Here is a 13,480-nt window from a genome sequence, read left to right on the forward strand (position 1 = left end):
TTGTCCTGATTTAAATTTAATCCACTATATCGATTTTTTGTGAACATCAAGCCGCCTGAAAACCTGTGGCAACAGCGTTTTCTTTTGAGTTCTTCAAAACGTAAGCCTGACGGTTTGTCGTCTTCTCTTCATGAAAGAGGGCGGCAAACTGTCAGGCTTATTTTTTCAGTCATGCTTGATGTTTGGGGGCGCTAAACGAGGTCGTCGGCAGTTTCAGACAAATCCCGTTTAGGCTAATTCTCGGACGAACACTTGCGAATTGCGGCCGTTGGCGAGGTAGTCGCAGCGGCGTTCTTCGGGTAATGCGTCGGGAGAGGTCGTCTGAAAACCGCGTTCGGCAAACCATTCGCCTGTGTGGGTGGAGAGGGCGAACAGGCGGCGGATGCCCATGGCGCGGGCTTTTTGGAAGAGGTGGTCGAGCAGCATTTCGCCGTAGCCGCCGTCGCGGGCTTCGGGGGAGACGACGAGGCAGGCGAGTTCGCCGATTTCGGGGTCGTCGAAAGTTTTGAGGGCGACGCAGCCGTAGATGTTGCGGTCGTGTTCGAGGACGGAGAAGCCGGAGATGTGGTTTTCGAGATATTCGCGGCTGCGGTGCAACAGGATGCCTTGCTCTTCCAGCGGGCGTATCAGGGCGATGATGCGGGGGATGTCGCGGCTGTGGGCTTGGCGAATGGAGACGAAGGAATCGCGGGCGATGGCGGTGCCGCAGCCTTCGCGGGTAAAGAGTTCGCGCAACAGTCCGCCGTCTTCGCGCCCGCTGAGGATTTGAACGCGGCTGACGCCGTTTTCGACGGCGTTGACGGCGGCTTGGAGCAGGCGTACGGGAACGTTGTGTGCGGTTTCTATCAGGTGGCGGACTTCGCCTGAGGATAGGGTGGACATGAGGACACCGTCGGCGTTGCAAATGCCGGCTTCTTCGGTCAGGTACACGAGTTTTTCGGCTTGAAGGGCGACGGCGACGGCTTCGGCGGCTTCGCTCATGCTGAGGTTGAAGGTTTTGCCGCCGTAGGAGTGTCCGAGCGGGCTGATGAGGACGATGGCGCCATCGTCGAGGCGGCGGTTGATGGAGTCGGTATCGGTTTTGCGGACGATGCCGGTGTAGCCCATGTCTATGCCGTCAATGACGCCGAGCGGACGGGCGGTAAGGAAATTGCCCGAAGCGGTGGGAATCGGTTTGTTGCGCAAGGGGGCGGATGCGCTGCTGCACAGGGCGGCTTCGATGTCGCTGCGTATCATGCCGACTGCCTGCTTGGCGTCGCGCAGGGTGGCGTCGTCGGTAATGCGGCGGTTGCGGTGGTATTGCGGAACGAATTGTCTGTCGGCGGCGAGGCGGTTGAGGAAATGGCGCGTGCCGTGTACCAACACGAGGCGCACGCCCAAGCCGGCGAGCAGGTGGAAATCGGCAGCGAGCCGGTTCAGGGTGTCGCCTTCGAGCAGGCTGTCGGTGATGCCGATAACCAGTGTTTTGCCGCGCAGGTAGTGGATATAGGGTGCGGCTTCACGAAAATCGGCAACAAAACCCGGAGATGTATTCATAACAAAACCAGATAGAAAAGCTGCATGATGAGGACGGTCAGCGCAACCAGTACCGCCAGCGTCCAGTTGAAGCCTTCTTCGGATTTGGCGGGTTTGGCAGCGGCTGCCGCCATCAGGGCTTGGAATTCTTCAGTCCGCCGTTTTTCATCTTCGGCTCGCCGTGCCGCCTCTTCTTTGGCTTTTTTGGCACGTTCGGCGCTGTCGAGCAGGCTGGCGATTTCGTGGCGGGAGAGTTGTTTGCGGTTGCGGATGTTGCCGCCCATGTCGTGTACGAGACGGACGTCGGTAACGGCGTTGGGCAGCGTGTCGGGATTGGCGGGGGCGGAAGACGGTGCCAGGCTGTCTTTGGCTTTGAACAGGCCTTCGCATTTATTGCAAACGACAAAGCCTTGTGCGACGTTGAGCTGGGTGTCTTTGACCCAAAGTGAGGTTTTGCAGTGTGGGCAGATACAGGCGGGCATAGGGGTTTTCCGTGTAAAGTGTGGAATGTGTTGTTTTAATGTGTGTTTGATTGGGGGGGGCGTCTGAAAAAAGGTTTGCCCGTTTTCAGACGACCTTTTGTTTATCGGATTTTAGGCAACGCCGTAGCGTTCGCGGTAGGCTCTGACCGGCTCGAGGAAGCCGCCGAATTCCGCGTTGTTTTGCAGGAGTGTGAACAAGTCGTTCAGATTGGCAATGGCGACGACGGGCAAGCCGTATTGTTTTTCCACTTCCTGAACGGCGGACAATTCGCCCGTACCTTTTTCCATGCGGTCGAGCGCGATGGCGACGGCGGCGGGCGTTGCGCCTTCCGCCTCAATCAGTTTGACCGATTCGCGCACAGATGTTCCCGCAGAAATCACGTCGTCGATAATCAAAACTCGGCCTTTGAGTGGCGCACCGACCAATACGCCGCCTTCTCCGTGGTCTTTCGCTTCTTTGCGGTTGTAGGCAAACGGCACGTTCACGCCTTTTTCCGCCAGCATCATCGCAGTCGCCGCCGCCAAAATAATGCCTTTGTAAGCCGGGCCGAACAGCATGTCGAATTTTACGCCGCTCTCGATAATCGCCTGCGCATAAAACTTCGCCAGTTGCAGCGTCGATGCGCCGTCGTTAAACAGTCCGGCGTTGAAAAAATAAGGCGACTGACGGCCTGCCTTGGTTGTGAATTCACCGAATTTCAATACATTCTGCGCCAGCGCAAACTTGAGGAAATCTTGACGGAAATCGGACATTTTGCTTCTTTCAAAAGATATAGTGGATTAAATTTAAATCAGGACAAGGCGACGAAGCCTCAGACAGTACAAATAGTACAGCAAGGCAAGGCAACGCCGTACTGGTTTAAAGTTAAGCCACTATATTGATTTATAAAGGAAGAGATTATAAAGGATTCATGAGGAAAATGCAGGTCGTCTGAAAAAGTGAGTTGATTTTATGTGTTTCCTGCCAATAAATTGTTAGCTTAGTTATAATTTAGTTATATTTTGTTTGTAAATTTACTTGAATTAACTATTACATATGGGTTGTCTTATCTTTTTAGTATAAAATGTCTAAGTCATTGATTCAGGTGCATCGCAAGCACAATCAAGACTTGTTCCCGAATACAGAAACTTCGAGATTCAATTTAAAAAAGGATGATACGACATGAAAAAAGTACTTGCATTGATTTGTACAGCAACTTTAGCTGCCTGCGGAGGCGGGGGTGGCGGTGGAAATTCCACTCCATCTTCACAATCTACGCCTAACGCAGGTCCAAGCAACCCATCAACGTCGCAGAAGCCTGCAACTCCCCCATCAACGACAACTCCTGCAAAACCTGAGACGGGTAAAACGCCGACTACTCCTAAAACTTCTACATCTCCTAAAACGCCTACCGCTCCTAAAACTCCTGCTACTCCGACGGTTCCTACCGCCGCACAGCAAACAGTTGGCGGTAATAGCATTGCCATCGATAATAGCAACATCAAACACATCCGCGTTGACGGAGTGGATTTCGATCTGACCCAAAGCGGCGGTATTTCTTTGAATAATTGGAAAGGCAAAGTTCCTGGTTTCATTTCAGGAATTGCATCCGGCGAGCCGAAATCCGTACAGAAATTCTTGGTCAATACCGCTTCAGCAAACGCTACTGCCGGCGTGTTGGAAGTTAACGGCAAAAAACAAGCTTTCTTCAGCGGACACTTTACGCCCGCAGCCGAGCTGCCTAAAGGACAAGTTCATTACAGCACCAGCGTTGCCTCTATGCATAGCGGCGCAAATTACGATATTACCCGCACAGAGTTGACTGCCAATTTTGACAGTAAAAAATTAACAGGCACTATCTCTCGTGATGCTAAATTTGGCGACAACATTGCTGTTAATGCCCAAATTAGCGGCAACAAGTTTGAACAATCCGGTGCGACCCAAGTCAAAGGCGGTTTCTTTGGCAAAAATGCAGCGGAAGTTGCAGGCGGATTTTCTAGCGGCAATACGGTAGGCGCATTCGTCGGCTCGAAGAAATAATCTTCCGGTAAACGGTATTGCAAATAAAGGTCGTCTGAAAACAGGTTTTCTGGTTTCAGACGACCTTTTGCTTTTGTACGCTTTTTAATTTTTTGTATTTGGCTATTATCTGTGTCAAATGGTGACGGCGATATATGGCAGGTTGATACCGAAATTCTCAGCTTCTATCAGATAGATTGATCGAGAAGAGAAGAGGTAGAAAAGGATTCATGAGGAAAATCTAGGTCGTCTGAAGGGGAAGTTGTGGCAAAGTGAAAAGAAGCCAAATCTTGATTTTCAGACGACCTTTGTTTCAGTGTTAATCCGATAAAATAAAACCCCGCAGAGAAGCGGGGTTTCTGGGATGTTTCGATTAAGGTTTAGCGTAGCCGTGTACGCCGTTGTATGGAGAAGGAATCCAGCCTTCATCCACTGCAGGACGTTCGCCTTGACCTTCAATTGTTTGACCCGGGGCAACTTGTTTGGTAACAGTGCTGCGGATTTTCACATCAACGCGACGGTCAGGCTCGATACATGCGATCAAAGCAGCGCGTTTTTTGGCTTTGGATACTTTTTTGCCCAGTTTTGCTACTTCTGCTTCACAAGTAGCAGTCATTTGAGCTTGAGACTCACCAAGACCTGTAGCGGAAACTTTGCTGGAAGGAACGCCACGACCTACCAAGTAGTTGGCCACTACGTTGGCACGACGTTCAGACAGGTTTTGGTTGTACTCTTCAGAACCCATGAAGTCGGTATGACCTTCGATACGTACGGTTTGTACGTTTTCGTTGCTCAGGCGTTGAGCCAGGCTGTTCAGGTTTTCTTGAGCTTCAGGACGCAGGATGTCTTTGTCGAAGCCGAACAGGGTTTTCGCAGACAGGGAAACAGTTTCGTCAACGTATTCGGGAGCTTGTTGAACTGCGGCTACCGCTTCGCGGTCACCACATTCGACACGACCTTGGGTTTCTTTGTCGAAGTAGCTGTTTTTCCAGCACTCGCCGTAGTTGTTACGGACGACTTCTTGAGATTGGCTGCTTACGGTGTAGCCGTGTTTGGTGTGCGCTTCACTTGCCATTGCAGTGCCTGAAGCAACCAATGCAACGAACAATGCGCTTAATTTCAGCTGTTTGGTCATTTTATTCCCTCATCAAAATTGTTATGCGGCGGATACAGGAAGCAGCCGCAGCAAATTACCAATATACAGGCCGCAGCATAAAACAGCGGCAAATCGGATATATCAGTTTGCACTATAAAGAAGCATGGCACAGACTGTCAATACTCGATGCCTTGATAAAAACATGAAACTGCTTGCCTCCTAATGGTGAATCATGCCTAAAAATCAAGCTTGTGTCATTTATTTATCAGGAAATTCGGGTCTGTTTCCATTTGCAGTTGCGAAAACGCAACAAGAGTTTGCGTGCTGTAAAGACGGTTTTCATAGTTTATATGTATAGTTTTATTGAAAACAAAAACTTCCTTGTGTGGTTTTTGGATGTCCGACAAATCCGGCAAAATATGTTAAATTATGTGCCGCTTGTCGTATAAAACATACAAACACAATACAACCGGACTACCTATGAAATTACAGCAATTGCGGTATGCGTTGGAGGTGTACCGCCATAATTTGAATGTATCTGAGGCTGCGGATGCGCTATTTACTTCGCAACCGGGTATTTCCAAGCAAATCCGCCTTTTGGAAGAAGAACTGGGGGTGCAGATTTTTATACGCAGCGGCAAGCGTGTGGTGTCTGTTTCCCAGCCGGGTAAGGCGGTGTTGGAAATTTCGGAACGGATTTTGCGCGATGTCCAAAATATTAAGAATATCGGCAGCGAGTTTACCGATCACGACAGCGGTGCTCTGACGATTGCGACGACGCATACGCAGGCACGCTATGCGCTGCCTTTGATTGTGGCGGATTTTGTGAAGCGTTATCCGAGGGTCAATCTGACGATCAAGCAGGGGAGCCCTGCTGCTATTGCGCAAATGGTCAGCAATGGTGAGGCGGATATTGCGATTGTGACGGAGCGGATTGACGATCATCCCGAACTGAGCAAGTTGACGTGTGATGAATGGAACCATGCGGTCATCGTGCCGAAAGAGCATCCTTTGTTGGAATGTATGAATCCTTTAAGTATTGAGGATTTGGCTTCGTTTCCTCTGATTACTTACGAATTTGCATTTAATCAGGGCAGCAGTATTGCGCGTGCTTTTAATAAGGCGCATTTGGATAATCCGGATGTGGTGTTGTCGGCAGCGGATACGGATGTCTTGAAGACTTATGTCCGACTGGGGCTTGGGGTCGGGTTGATGGCGAAGATGGCATTTGATCCGGAGAAGGATGCGGATTTGGAATTGGTCGATGCGGCGCATCTGTTTGAACCTTCGCCCATTTGGATTGCAGTACGCTCGGATACTTATCTTCGCGGTTATACCTACGATTTTATCGAAATGTTCTCGCCGAAGCTGACGCGGGATGTGGTGGACCGTATTCTTTATACGCCGGTGGTCGAAGATTTTTCTATTTGATTTTGGATATGGCAAGAGGTCGTCTGAAAAGCAGAAATGTTTTCAGACGACCTTTTTTTTTAGTGCGGTTGATATTGGCCGGGTGCTTTGAAATTCAATGTCTTAAGCGCAGGCAAAAAACTGCGGAAAAAAAAACGCCTCCTGCCGGGAGCTGGCGGAGGCTATCCAAGGAGTTTTAAAAGTAACCCTAAAGAACTATGAAACTAGTCAGAAAGAACTATATTACTAATCTGAACGGTTTGCAAGTTCGTCGAGTGGTTTTAAATTAACTTTACGTCCGAACAAGGCTTGGATTTCGGGTTGATGGCTGATGCCGACGACGAGGGTGTCGGGTAAAGTGCGTTTGAGGATTTGCATCAGCGTTAATGCAGATTCGCCGTCGAGCTGGTTGGTGGCTTCGTCGAGGAACAGGATTTGCGGTTTGTGCAGCAGCGCGCGGGCGAGGCTGAGGCGTTGCTGTTCGCCGCCGGAGAGAATGCCGTGCCATTCGTATGGTTCGTCTAAATTATCTTTCAGGCGGCCTAGTCCGACTTGTTCCAAGGTCGTCTGAATAAGTCGGTCGTCTTGACAGGCGGGGTGGGGATAGCTGACAGTGTGGCGCAGGGTGTCGGCGGGGAGGTAGGGGCGTTGGGGCAGGAAGAGGAGGCTGCCGTCGAGGGCGAAGCTGCCTTGATAATACGGCCACAAGCCTGCGAGGGCGCGCAGCAGGGTGGATTTGCCGATGCCGCTTCTGCCCTCGAGCAATACCCATTCGGGGGTGTGGGCTTCGAGGTTGATGTCGGTAAGCAGTGGGCTGCCGGTTTGGGTGTGGACGGTGAGGTTTTGCAGGACGAGGATGCCGCCTTGGCGGCGGTTGTTTAAAGTCAGGGCGGGTGCTGGGTGGGCGGGATTTCTGCCTTCCTGCTCTACTTGTTCCAAGGCCGTCTGAAAACCGGAGAGGCGTTCGACGACTGCCGCCCATTCAATGAGGCGGCGGTAGGAGTCGGTAAACCAGCCGAAGCTGTCTTGGACGCGGGCAAACGATGTGCGGGTCTGCATCATGTCGCCGAAGGTCATGGTTTTGGCGAGGTACATGGGCAGGGTGGCGAGGATGGGGATGAAGATGCTGATGCGGACATAGGTTGCCCAGAAGGTTTCTTGGCGGAATTCGCAGTTGGTGAGCCGCCGCCAGTTGTCGCGGATGCGGAGGTAGCGTTGTTTCAGACGACCTGTTTCGGCTTCGCCGCCGTTGTAGAAGGCGATTTGTTCGGCGTGGTCGCGCACGCGCAGGAGGGCGGCGCGGTAGTCGGCTTCGCGGTGCTGGCGGTCGATGTTGAGGTTTTTCAGTTTGCGGCCGACGAGGTGGGCAATCAGGGTGCTGATGACGGAATAAATCAGGGCAACCCAGACGAGGTAGCCGTGTATGGTGATGTCGCGCCCGCCGATATTGAAGGTCTGTATGCCGGAGAGCGTCCACAATACGGCGACGAACGCGCTGAATTTGGCAATATTATTGATGAAGGAGCGGAACAGTCCGATGCTTTTGTCAGCGAGGAGGTAGATGTCTTCGGCGATGCGCTGGTCGGGGTTGTCGGGTTCGCCGGTCAGGCGCAGGCGGTAGTGTTTGTGGCCTTCGAGCCAGTTTTGCTGGAATTGCTCGGTCAGGTGGGTGCGCCAGCGGAAGATGAGGCGTTTTTGCAGCCAGTCGCCGCAGACGATGCAGCCGATAATCATCGCCATGTAGCCGAGGTATTCGACGATGAGCGCGGGCATGGACGCGCCGTCAAACGCGGCGAGCGCGTCGTAGAAACGTTTGTCCCACGCGGCGATCCAAACGCTGATGGTGATGGAACAAAGGGTGAAGCCGATGAGGACGGCGAGCATCAGCCATTGGATGCGCCCGTGCGCCCCTGTCCAGAAAGGACGGGCGAGTCGGGAGAATTTTTTGAGGATGTTCATGGATGGTGTGTTGGTACGAATAACGGGAGGTCGTCTGAAAATCTGCATTGGCGGGATAACGGCATCAGACACGTTATCCGACGCTTTTGTTTCCTGCTGGGTTTCAGACGACGGTTTGCAGTGGTTCAAATATAGTGGATTAACTTTAAATCAGGACAAGGCGGACGAAGCCGCACAGTACAGACAGTACAGCAAGGCAAGGCAACGCCGTACTGGTTTAAAGTTAAGCCACTATAAAAATACCGATGCCGTCATGTCGGGATGGGCAGCATGGCGGCAGGACGGGAGGGCGTCTGAAAGCCGGATGGTGTTTTCAGACGACCTCGCTTTATAAAATGGCTACATCTTCCACTTGAAGTTCAAGGTTACATTGCGCGGTTGTCCGTAGAAATGTCCTTGGTAGGTAGCGCGGTGGGCGTAACTTTCGTAATAGCGTTTGTCGGTCAGGTTGTCGACTTTCAAGCTGAGTTTGGCGTGTTTGGAGGGTTCGTATTGTACGGTAGCATGCCAGACTGCGTAACCGCCCAAATATTGTTTCTCTCCGTCCACCATAATCGGGCCGGATTTGTTTTGGACGTTGACACCGCCGCCCACCGTCCATTTGCGTGCCGCGCCGGGCAGGCGGTACAGGGTATTGAGGCGGAAGATATGTCGGGGCGTGTGCTGGCTGAAATCGACCCCGCGACCGTTGCGTTCTGCGGTTTGGGCGGCAGCGGTGGAGGTATAACGCCTTTTGTTGAAGGTGTAGCCCGCAAAAATCTGCCAGTCGTCGGTGATGTTGCCGGCAATTTCGGCATCAATACCGCGGCTTTCCAGACGGACAGGCGTGTAGATGGCGCGGTCGCCGCGTACCCAAGGACGGATATTGCCCGTTGAGAGGTCTTTACCCAGCCATGTGTCTGTGGGTTGGTTGTGTTTTTCGGTTTGAAACAGGGCGAGGGTGGTGTTCAATTTATTGTTGTTCCACGCGCCTTTCCAGCCGATTTCGTAGCTGTTGCCCATTACAGGCGGCAAGAGCTTGTCATTGATGTCGTAATAATCGCCCGAGTATTTGAAAATGCTGGTGTAACTTGCATATAGGTTTTGTTGCGGGGTGATGTCGTAGGTAATGCCTGCGTAGGGGATGAAACGGCCTTTTTTATAGTGGCTGTCGGGGGTTTTCATCCATGATAGATATTGTGATTGCCGCCAGCGGCTGTAACTTGTGCCGAGCAGGATGTGCCATTTGTCGGCAATGTTCAGGCGGGTGGCTATGGTCGCCGTGTGGGTGTCGGGAACGGTTTTACGGATTTCGAGATTGCGGGCCGTATTCCAATCGGGTTTGGCGATTTCATCACCCGTCCAAGAAAAAACAGGATAGTTGCCATCTTTCAAGGGTGTGCCTCGCCACATATTGATAAATTTACAAAAAATGCTAGCAAAAAATGCTAGAATAAGCCTTTGATTTTATCAGAGGCTTTTTTGTGAAAAAATTTATTATTTATTCATTGACCACTTTGGCATTATTATCAGGCTGCGCCACCACCAAACCTGTGTTAGATACCTTATCTATGAAGCAAATTCACAGCGCAAATTATGGTGCTTATCCAAGCAATTACCAATCTAGCGTTAGGCAGCATTTGCAAAGAAATTTGTTAGATTATGACAGCGCAAAAATTGAATTTTACATGAAACCTGTCAAAGTGTTTTATACAGTGTTTTATACAACTGCGTTAGCGTTTGATGGTCCTCATTCCGTATTCAAAGGCTCACACAAGGGTAGAGGCTGGGTAGGTTTTCCAGTGTATCTTGCTTGCGTGAATGTCAATGCTAAAAATACATATGGAGTTTACACAGGCTGGCAAACTTATGAATATTACTTTCAAGATGATAAATGGTACACAACTGGTTCAACTGGTTCATCTGGTTCAATCTATACCTGCACGCATGCCGCTCAGAGTAAAGATATTTATGTTATCAATAACGCCGCTAATCAGTTAAAAATTGTGCCGTAAGTGCGTTGAGTGTAAAAATGCCCAAAACTTTGTGCTTTATGCATACCTGTCGCACCGCGCACGACTTCGATGCGGTCGTAAAGTGCGGTATCGGTCAGCTGTTTGGTATCGTGCGGATTGTTGCCGCACATGGTGCAGACGGTCGAATTGACGCCGTCTTCGCTGATTTGAGCGATACTGAAGCCCCTGGATTGAAAGCGGGTTTGGAAACCCTGTTTGTACATATGCAGTCCTGTGGTGGTTTTCAATGCTTCTTCCAGCGTGGTCGCGCCCGAATCATCCATCTGTTTGCGTGTGATAACGCTGACGGATTGCGGCGTGTCTTTGGGCGCAAGCGGCAGGCCGGTAGCAGTGGACATGGTAAGTACGGTGTAGCCGTCGCGCGAAGCGATACTGCTTTGCTCGGTTACGGTACGGCGGACTGTTCGACATGTTCCGTCTGATCGGCGGTTTGGGCGGAAAGTTGCAGCGGGACGGCGGCAAGCAGATAGGCATAACGAATCGGATGGTTCATCGCAGCTCCTTCAAGTGGGGATGAAGAGGTTTTTATGGGAAAGGGGTCGTCTGAAAACCCAACGGCGGTTTTCAGACGACCCCTTTCTTTTACAGCAACGGCAACCGTTTCCTGTCTGTCAGAAGCAGGTCGGATAGATTGCCGAATATGATTTGGTTATTGTTTTTTAATTTTGCTACCGCAGACGGACTACATCTTCCACTTCAGGCTGAACACGGCATTTCGCGGTTCGCCGTAGAAGCTGCCGCTGTTGGCGGCACGGCTGTATTGGTTTTCGTAGTAGCGTTTGTCGGTCAGGTTGTTGACCGCCAGCCCCAGTTGCAGGTTTTTGCTTGGGCGGTATTGGACGTTGGTATTCCAAATGGTGTAGCCGCCTTGCTTGATGGAGCCGTAGGAGTTGGCGGTTTTACTGCTGCTCTTTAAGCCCAGTCCGACCGTCCATTTGCCGTCATCCACTGGCAGGATGTAGCTGGTGTAGAGGCGGAACATATGCTTCGGCGTATGGCTGCTGAAGTTGTAGCCTTTTAGGCGCGATTCAACATTGTTACCGACGCTGTTGCGGTTGGTGCTGCGGTTGAAGGTGTAGCCTGCGTAAACCTGCCAACGGTCGGTCAGGCTGCCGGAGATTTCGGCGTCCAAACCGCGGCTGCTTTGATCCAGCGGTTCCCAATAAGGATGTGGCTTGGCATTGACGCGTTGGTTGTTGTTGTCTTTGTCGGTTCGGTAGAGGGCGACGGAAGTATTCAGACGACCTTCGTTCCATTCGCCTTTCCAGCCGATTTCGTAGTTGCGCCCCATAATCGGCGGCAACAGGTTGTCGTCGTAGTCGCGGTTCATCGTTTGTTTGAAGATGGACGTGTAGGCGGCGTAAACGCTTTGTTTAGGCATGATGTCGTAAGTGATGCCGGCATAAGGAACGAAGCGGTTGCGTTTGAGCGAGTCTGATGAACCTGCTACCCCGTCTTTGAAGTCGCGATCCCAATAGTAGTCGCGTTTCCAGCTGGTATAGCGTCCGCCTGCGATGATGTGCAGTTTGTCGGTAGGATTGATGCGCGCCCCCAAACCGAAGGCATGGGTAGTATAACGGCCGTCGCCGCCACGGGCTTTGGCTGTGGCGGAATCCCAATCGGGTTTGGCTTTTTCGCTGCCGTTGAACGCATCTGCGTTATAGGTACTGCTGTCATCAAACCAGCGGTTGCTTGAGTTCACCTTCTCTTTGGAATAGCTGTGCATGAAAAAGAGGTCGTGGCTTTGGCCGAAGGCGAAGATACGGCCGGTCAGGTTGTTTTGGAAAGTAAACTGGCGGCTGTCCGTGTCGTAGCGGTCGAAGCTGTAAGTTTTGCCCAAACCGTCTGTACCGATGCCGTTACCCGTGCCGCCCAGCGTGTAATATTCTTTTAAGCTGTCGCTTTTGCGCCAGTCCAGCTTGCTGCTCAGTTTCCAGTTGTCGTTGAAATAATGTTCAAATTCGGCAAAAAGGTTGTGTTTTTTCAGACGGGCTTCGTTCCAATCTGCGCCGAGATAGCGGCTGCGTTTCCATTCTTTGCCGTCTGCGCGCATGGGCAGTCCGTCGGGGTCGGGCGTTTTGGTTTGGTTGAGATAGCTCGCGCCCCAAGTGAGCTTGCTGTTGTCGCCGATGTCTTTGTCCATCACGCCGTAAAGCAGGATGTCGCGGCCGCCGGATTGGTCTTGGAAGGTTTTGTTGCTGCCAATCGAGCCGACAAAACGTCCGCGCAGGCCGTGTTCCGGACTTAAAGCACCTGACGCATCAAACGTGCCGCCTACTTTGCCCATGTGTTGACCGTCAAATCGGCGGAAAGCTGGCGTTTGGAGGTCGGTTTCTTACGGACGGCGTTAATTGTGCCGCCCGATTCGTTGTTTGCCTGCGTCAGCCCGGCTGCGCCGCGTACCACTTCGATGCGGTCGTACATCGCTATATCGGTTACGCTGGTCGGGTCGCCGGACGGACCGCCCAAGCCAAATCCGCCGGGCGAGCCGATTTGAGTGGCAATGCCGTCTTCTTCAAGTTGCTCGATAAAATAGCCGCGCGACATAAAATGCGTGCGCCCGCCGCTTTTGAAGACGTTGACGCCCGTGGCGTTTTGCAACGCGCCTTCGAGGCTGGTCACGCCTTGGTCTTCAAGTTGTTTTTTGGTGATGACGCTGACGGATTGGGGAATTTCCCTCGGAGAAAGCACCAATCCCGTAGTCGAACGCATGGCGGATACGGTGTAGCTGTTTTGATTTTCGGTACGCAGGCTGCGGTTTTTGCCGACCACATTGACCTGCTTTAATTCGACCTGCTGCACTTCTTCAGCGGCTTGAACGGCTTGTGGCAGCGCGGCAAGGCAGAACGCCAAGGTGCTGAGTTTGAAAAGTGTCTCTTTGTTTGTATTGTTCATTTGGTTGATTCCAGATAAAGCTGTTGTCGTAAAATGTTTATTTTTATTTGATATTTATAACCGTAAAAACTATAAATATTCAAAGTATTAGGTTTTTCAGACGACCTGC

10 protein-coding genes and 3 pseudogenes are annotated in these 13,480 nt (G+C 51.5%); 5 read left to right on the plus strand and 8 right to left on the minus strand.

The window, feature by feature from the left end:
* Window positions 1-228: 228 nt before the first annotated feature.
* The 3 genes from argA to pyrE form a co-directional block, all read right to left on the minus strand.
* Window positions 229-1,536 (minus strand): amino-acid N-acetyltransferase, encoded by a 1,308-nt coding sequence (gene argA / locus HMPREF2726_RS04625; RefSeq protein WP_070602389.1) that lies wholly within the window; start codon window positions 1,534-1,536, stop codon window positions 229-231.
* Complete coding sequence (locus HMPREF2726_RS04630) at window positions 1,533-1,997, minus strand: MJ0042-type zinc finger domain-containing protein (RefSeq protein ID WP_003767447.1); 465 nt, start codon at window positions 1,995-1,997, stop codon at window positions 1,533-1,535. The genes argA and HMPREF2726_RS04630 overlap by 4 nt, the downstream gene beginning before the upstream one ends.
* A 111-nt stretch (window positions 1,998-2,108) precedes the next feature.
* Window positions 2,109-2,750 (minus strand): orotate phosphoribosyltransferase, encoded by a 642-nt coding sequence (gene pyrE / locus HMPREF2726_RS04635; protein ID WP_003741470.1) that lies wholly within the window; start codon window positions 2,748-2,750, stop codon window positions 2,109-2,111.
* 15 nt (window positions 2,751-2,765) lie between these two features.
* Between pyrE and HMPREF2726_RS14360 the strand changes: the two are divergent.
* Both HMPREF2726_RS14360 and HMPREF2726_RS14650 read left to right on the plus strand, forming a co-directional pair.
* A pseudogene (locus tag HMPREF2726_RS14360) lies at window positions 2,766-2,876 on the plus strand (IS5/IS1182 family transposase); the annotation flags it as partial.
* Between the two features lie 283 nt (window positions 2,877-3,159).
* Window positions 3,160-4,017, plus strand: a complete 858-nt coding sequence (locus HMPREF2726_RS14650; RefSeq protein ID WP_246827856.1) for a transferrin-binding protein-like solute binding protein — start codon at window positions 3,160-3,162, stop codon at window positions 4,015-4,017.
* 352 nt (window positions 4,018-4,369) lie between these two features.
* Here the strand turns inward: HMPREF2726_RS14650 and HMPREF2726_RS04645 are convergent, their stop codons facing one another.
* Window positions 4,370-5,131, minus strand: a complete 762-nt coding sequence (locus HMPREF2726_RS04645; protein ID WP_003759227.1) for an OmpA family protein — start codon at window positions 5,129-5,131, stop codon at window positions 4,370-4,372.
* Between the two features lie 441 nt (window positions 5,132-5,572).
* Here HMPREF2726_RS04645 and HMPREF2726_RS04650 point away from each other — a divergent pair, with 441 nt between their 5' ends.
* Window positions 5,573-6,523: a CysB family HTH-type transcriptional regulator gene (locus HMPREF2726_RS04650; protein ID WP_003759222.1), complete on the plus strand. Its 951-nt coding sequence runs from the start codon at window positions 5,573-5,575 to the stop codon at window positions 6,521-6,523.
* Between the two features lie 225 nt (window positions 6,524-6,748).
* On the opposite strand, the gene HMPREF2726_RS04655 is transcribed toward HMPREF2726_RS04650, so the two are convergent.
* Window positions 6,749-8,461, minus strand: a complete 1,713-nt coding sequence (locus HMPREF2726_RS04655) for an ABC transporter ATP-binding protein/permease (RefSeq protein ID WP_009310991.1) — start codon at window positions 8,459-8,461, stop codon at window positions 6,749-6,751.
* Between the two features lie 127 nt (window positions 8,462-8,588).
* On the opposite strand from HMPREF2726_RS04655, the pseudogene HMPREF2726_RS14655 reads away from it, so the two are divergent.
* Window positions 8,589-8,695: pseudogene (locus HMPREF2726_RS14655) on the plus strand (IS5/IS1182 family transposase); the annotation flags it as partial.
* Between the two features lie 105 nt (window positions 8,696-8,800).
* Here the strand turns inward: HMPREF2726_RS14655 and HMPREF2726_RS04665 are convergent.
* Window positions 8,801-9,835 carry a TonB-dependent siderophore receptor gene (locus HMPREF2726_RS04665; RefSeq protein ID WP_246827857.1) on the minus strand — a complete coding sequence of 345 codons (1,035 nt, stop codon included), beginning with the start codon at window positions 9,833-9,835 and terminating at the stop codon, window positions 8,801-8,803.
* An 89-nt stretch (window positions 9,836-9,924) separates the two neighbouring features.
* On the opposite strand from HMPREF2726_RS04665, the gene HMPREF2726_RS13725 reads away from it, so the two are divergent.
* Window positions 9,925-10,455: a hypothetical protein gene (locus HMPREF2726_RS13725; protein WP_141765167.1), complete on the plus strand. Its 531-nt coding sequence runs from the start codon at window positions 9,925-9,927 to the stop codon at window positions 10,453-10,455.
* Here the strand turns inward: HMPREF2726_RS13725 and HMPREF2726_RS04675 are convergent.
* Together HMPREF2726_RS04675 and HMPREF2726_RS04680 are read right to left on the minus strand one after the other, a co-directional pair.
* The gene (locus HMPREF2726_RS04675) at window positions 10,434-10,814 is read right to left on the minus strand and encodes a TonB-dependent receptor plug domain-containing protein (protein ID WP_070602395.1); all 381 of its coding nucleotides are present in this window, start codon (window positions 10,812-10,814) and stop codon (window positions 10,434-10,436) included. The genes HMPREF2726_RS13725 and HMPREF2726_RS04675 overlap by 22 nt on opposite strands.
* Window positions 10,815-11,158: 344 nt before the next feature.
* A pseudogene (locus HMPREF2726_RS04680) lies at window positions 11,159-13,371 on the minus strand (TonB-dependent siderophore receptor).
* Window positions 13,372-13,480 lie beyond the last annotated feature (109 nt).

The organism is Neisseria sp. HMSC074B07 (genome assembly GCF_001810355.1).
In the GTDB taxonomy this organism is placed as follows: domain Bacteria; phylum Pseudomonadota; class Gammaproteobacteria; order Burkholderiales; family Neisseriaceae; genus Neisseria.

Bases quoted from the DNA above. Each gene is read 5' to 3' on its own strand.
- HMPREF2726_RS04630 (WP_003767447.1), bottom strand. From the start codon at position 1,997: ATGCCCGCCTGTATCTGCCCACACTGCAAAACCTCACTTTGGGTCAAA.
- HMPREF2726_RS04645 (WP_003759227.1), bottom strand. From the start codon at position 5,131: ATGACCAAACAGCTGAAATTAAGCGCATTGTTCGTTGCATTGGTTGCT.
- pyrE (WP_003741470.1), bottom strand. From the start codon at position 2,750: ATGTCCGATTTCCGTCAAGATTTCCTCAAGTTTGCGCTGGCGCAGAAT.
- HMPREF2726_RS04650 (WP_003759222.1), top strand. From the start codon at position 5,573: ATGAAATTACAGCAATTGCGGTATGCGTTGGAGGTGTACCGCCATAAT.
- argA (WP_070602389.1), bottom strand. From the start codon at position 1,536: ATGAATACATCTCCGGGTTTTGTTGCCGATTTTCGTGAAGCCGCACCC.
- HMPREF2726_RS04675 (WP_070602395.1), bottom strand. From the start codon at position 10,814: ATGTCCACTGCTACCGGCCTGCCGCTTGCGCCCAAAGACACGCCGCAA.
- HMPREF2726_RS14650 (WP_246827856.1), top strand. From the start codon at position 3,160: ATGAAAAAAGTACTTGCATTGATTTGTACAGCAACTTTAGCTGCCTGC.
- HMPREF2726_RS04655 (WP_009310991.1), bottom strand. From the start codon at position 8,461: ATGAACATCCTCAAAAAATTCTCCCGACTCGCCCGTCCTTTCTGGACA.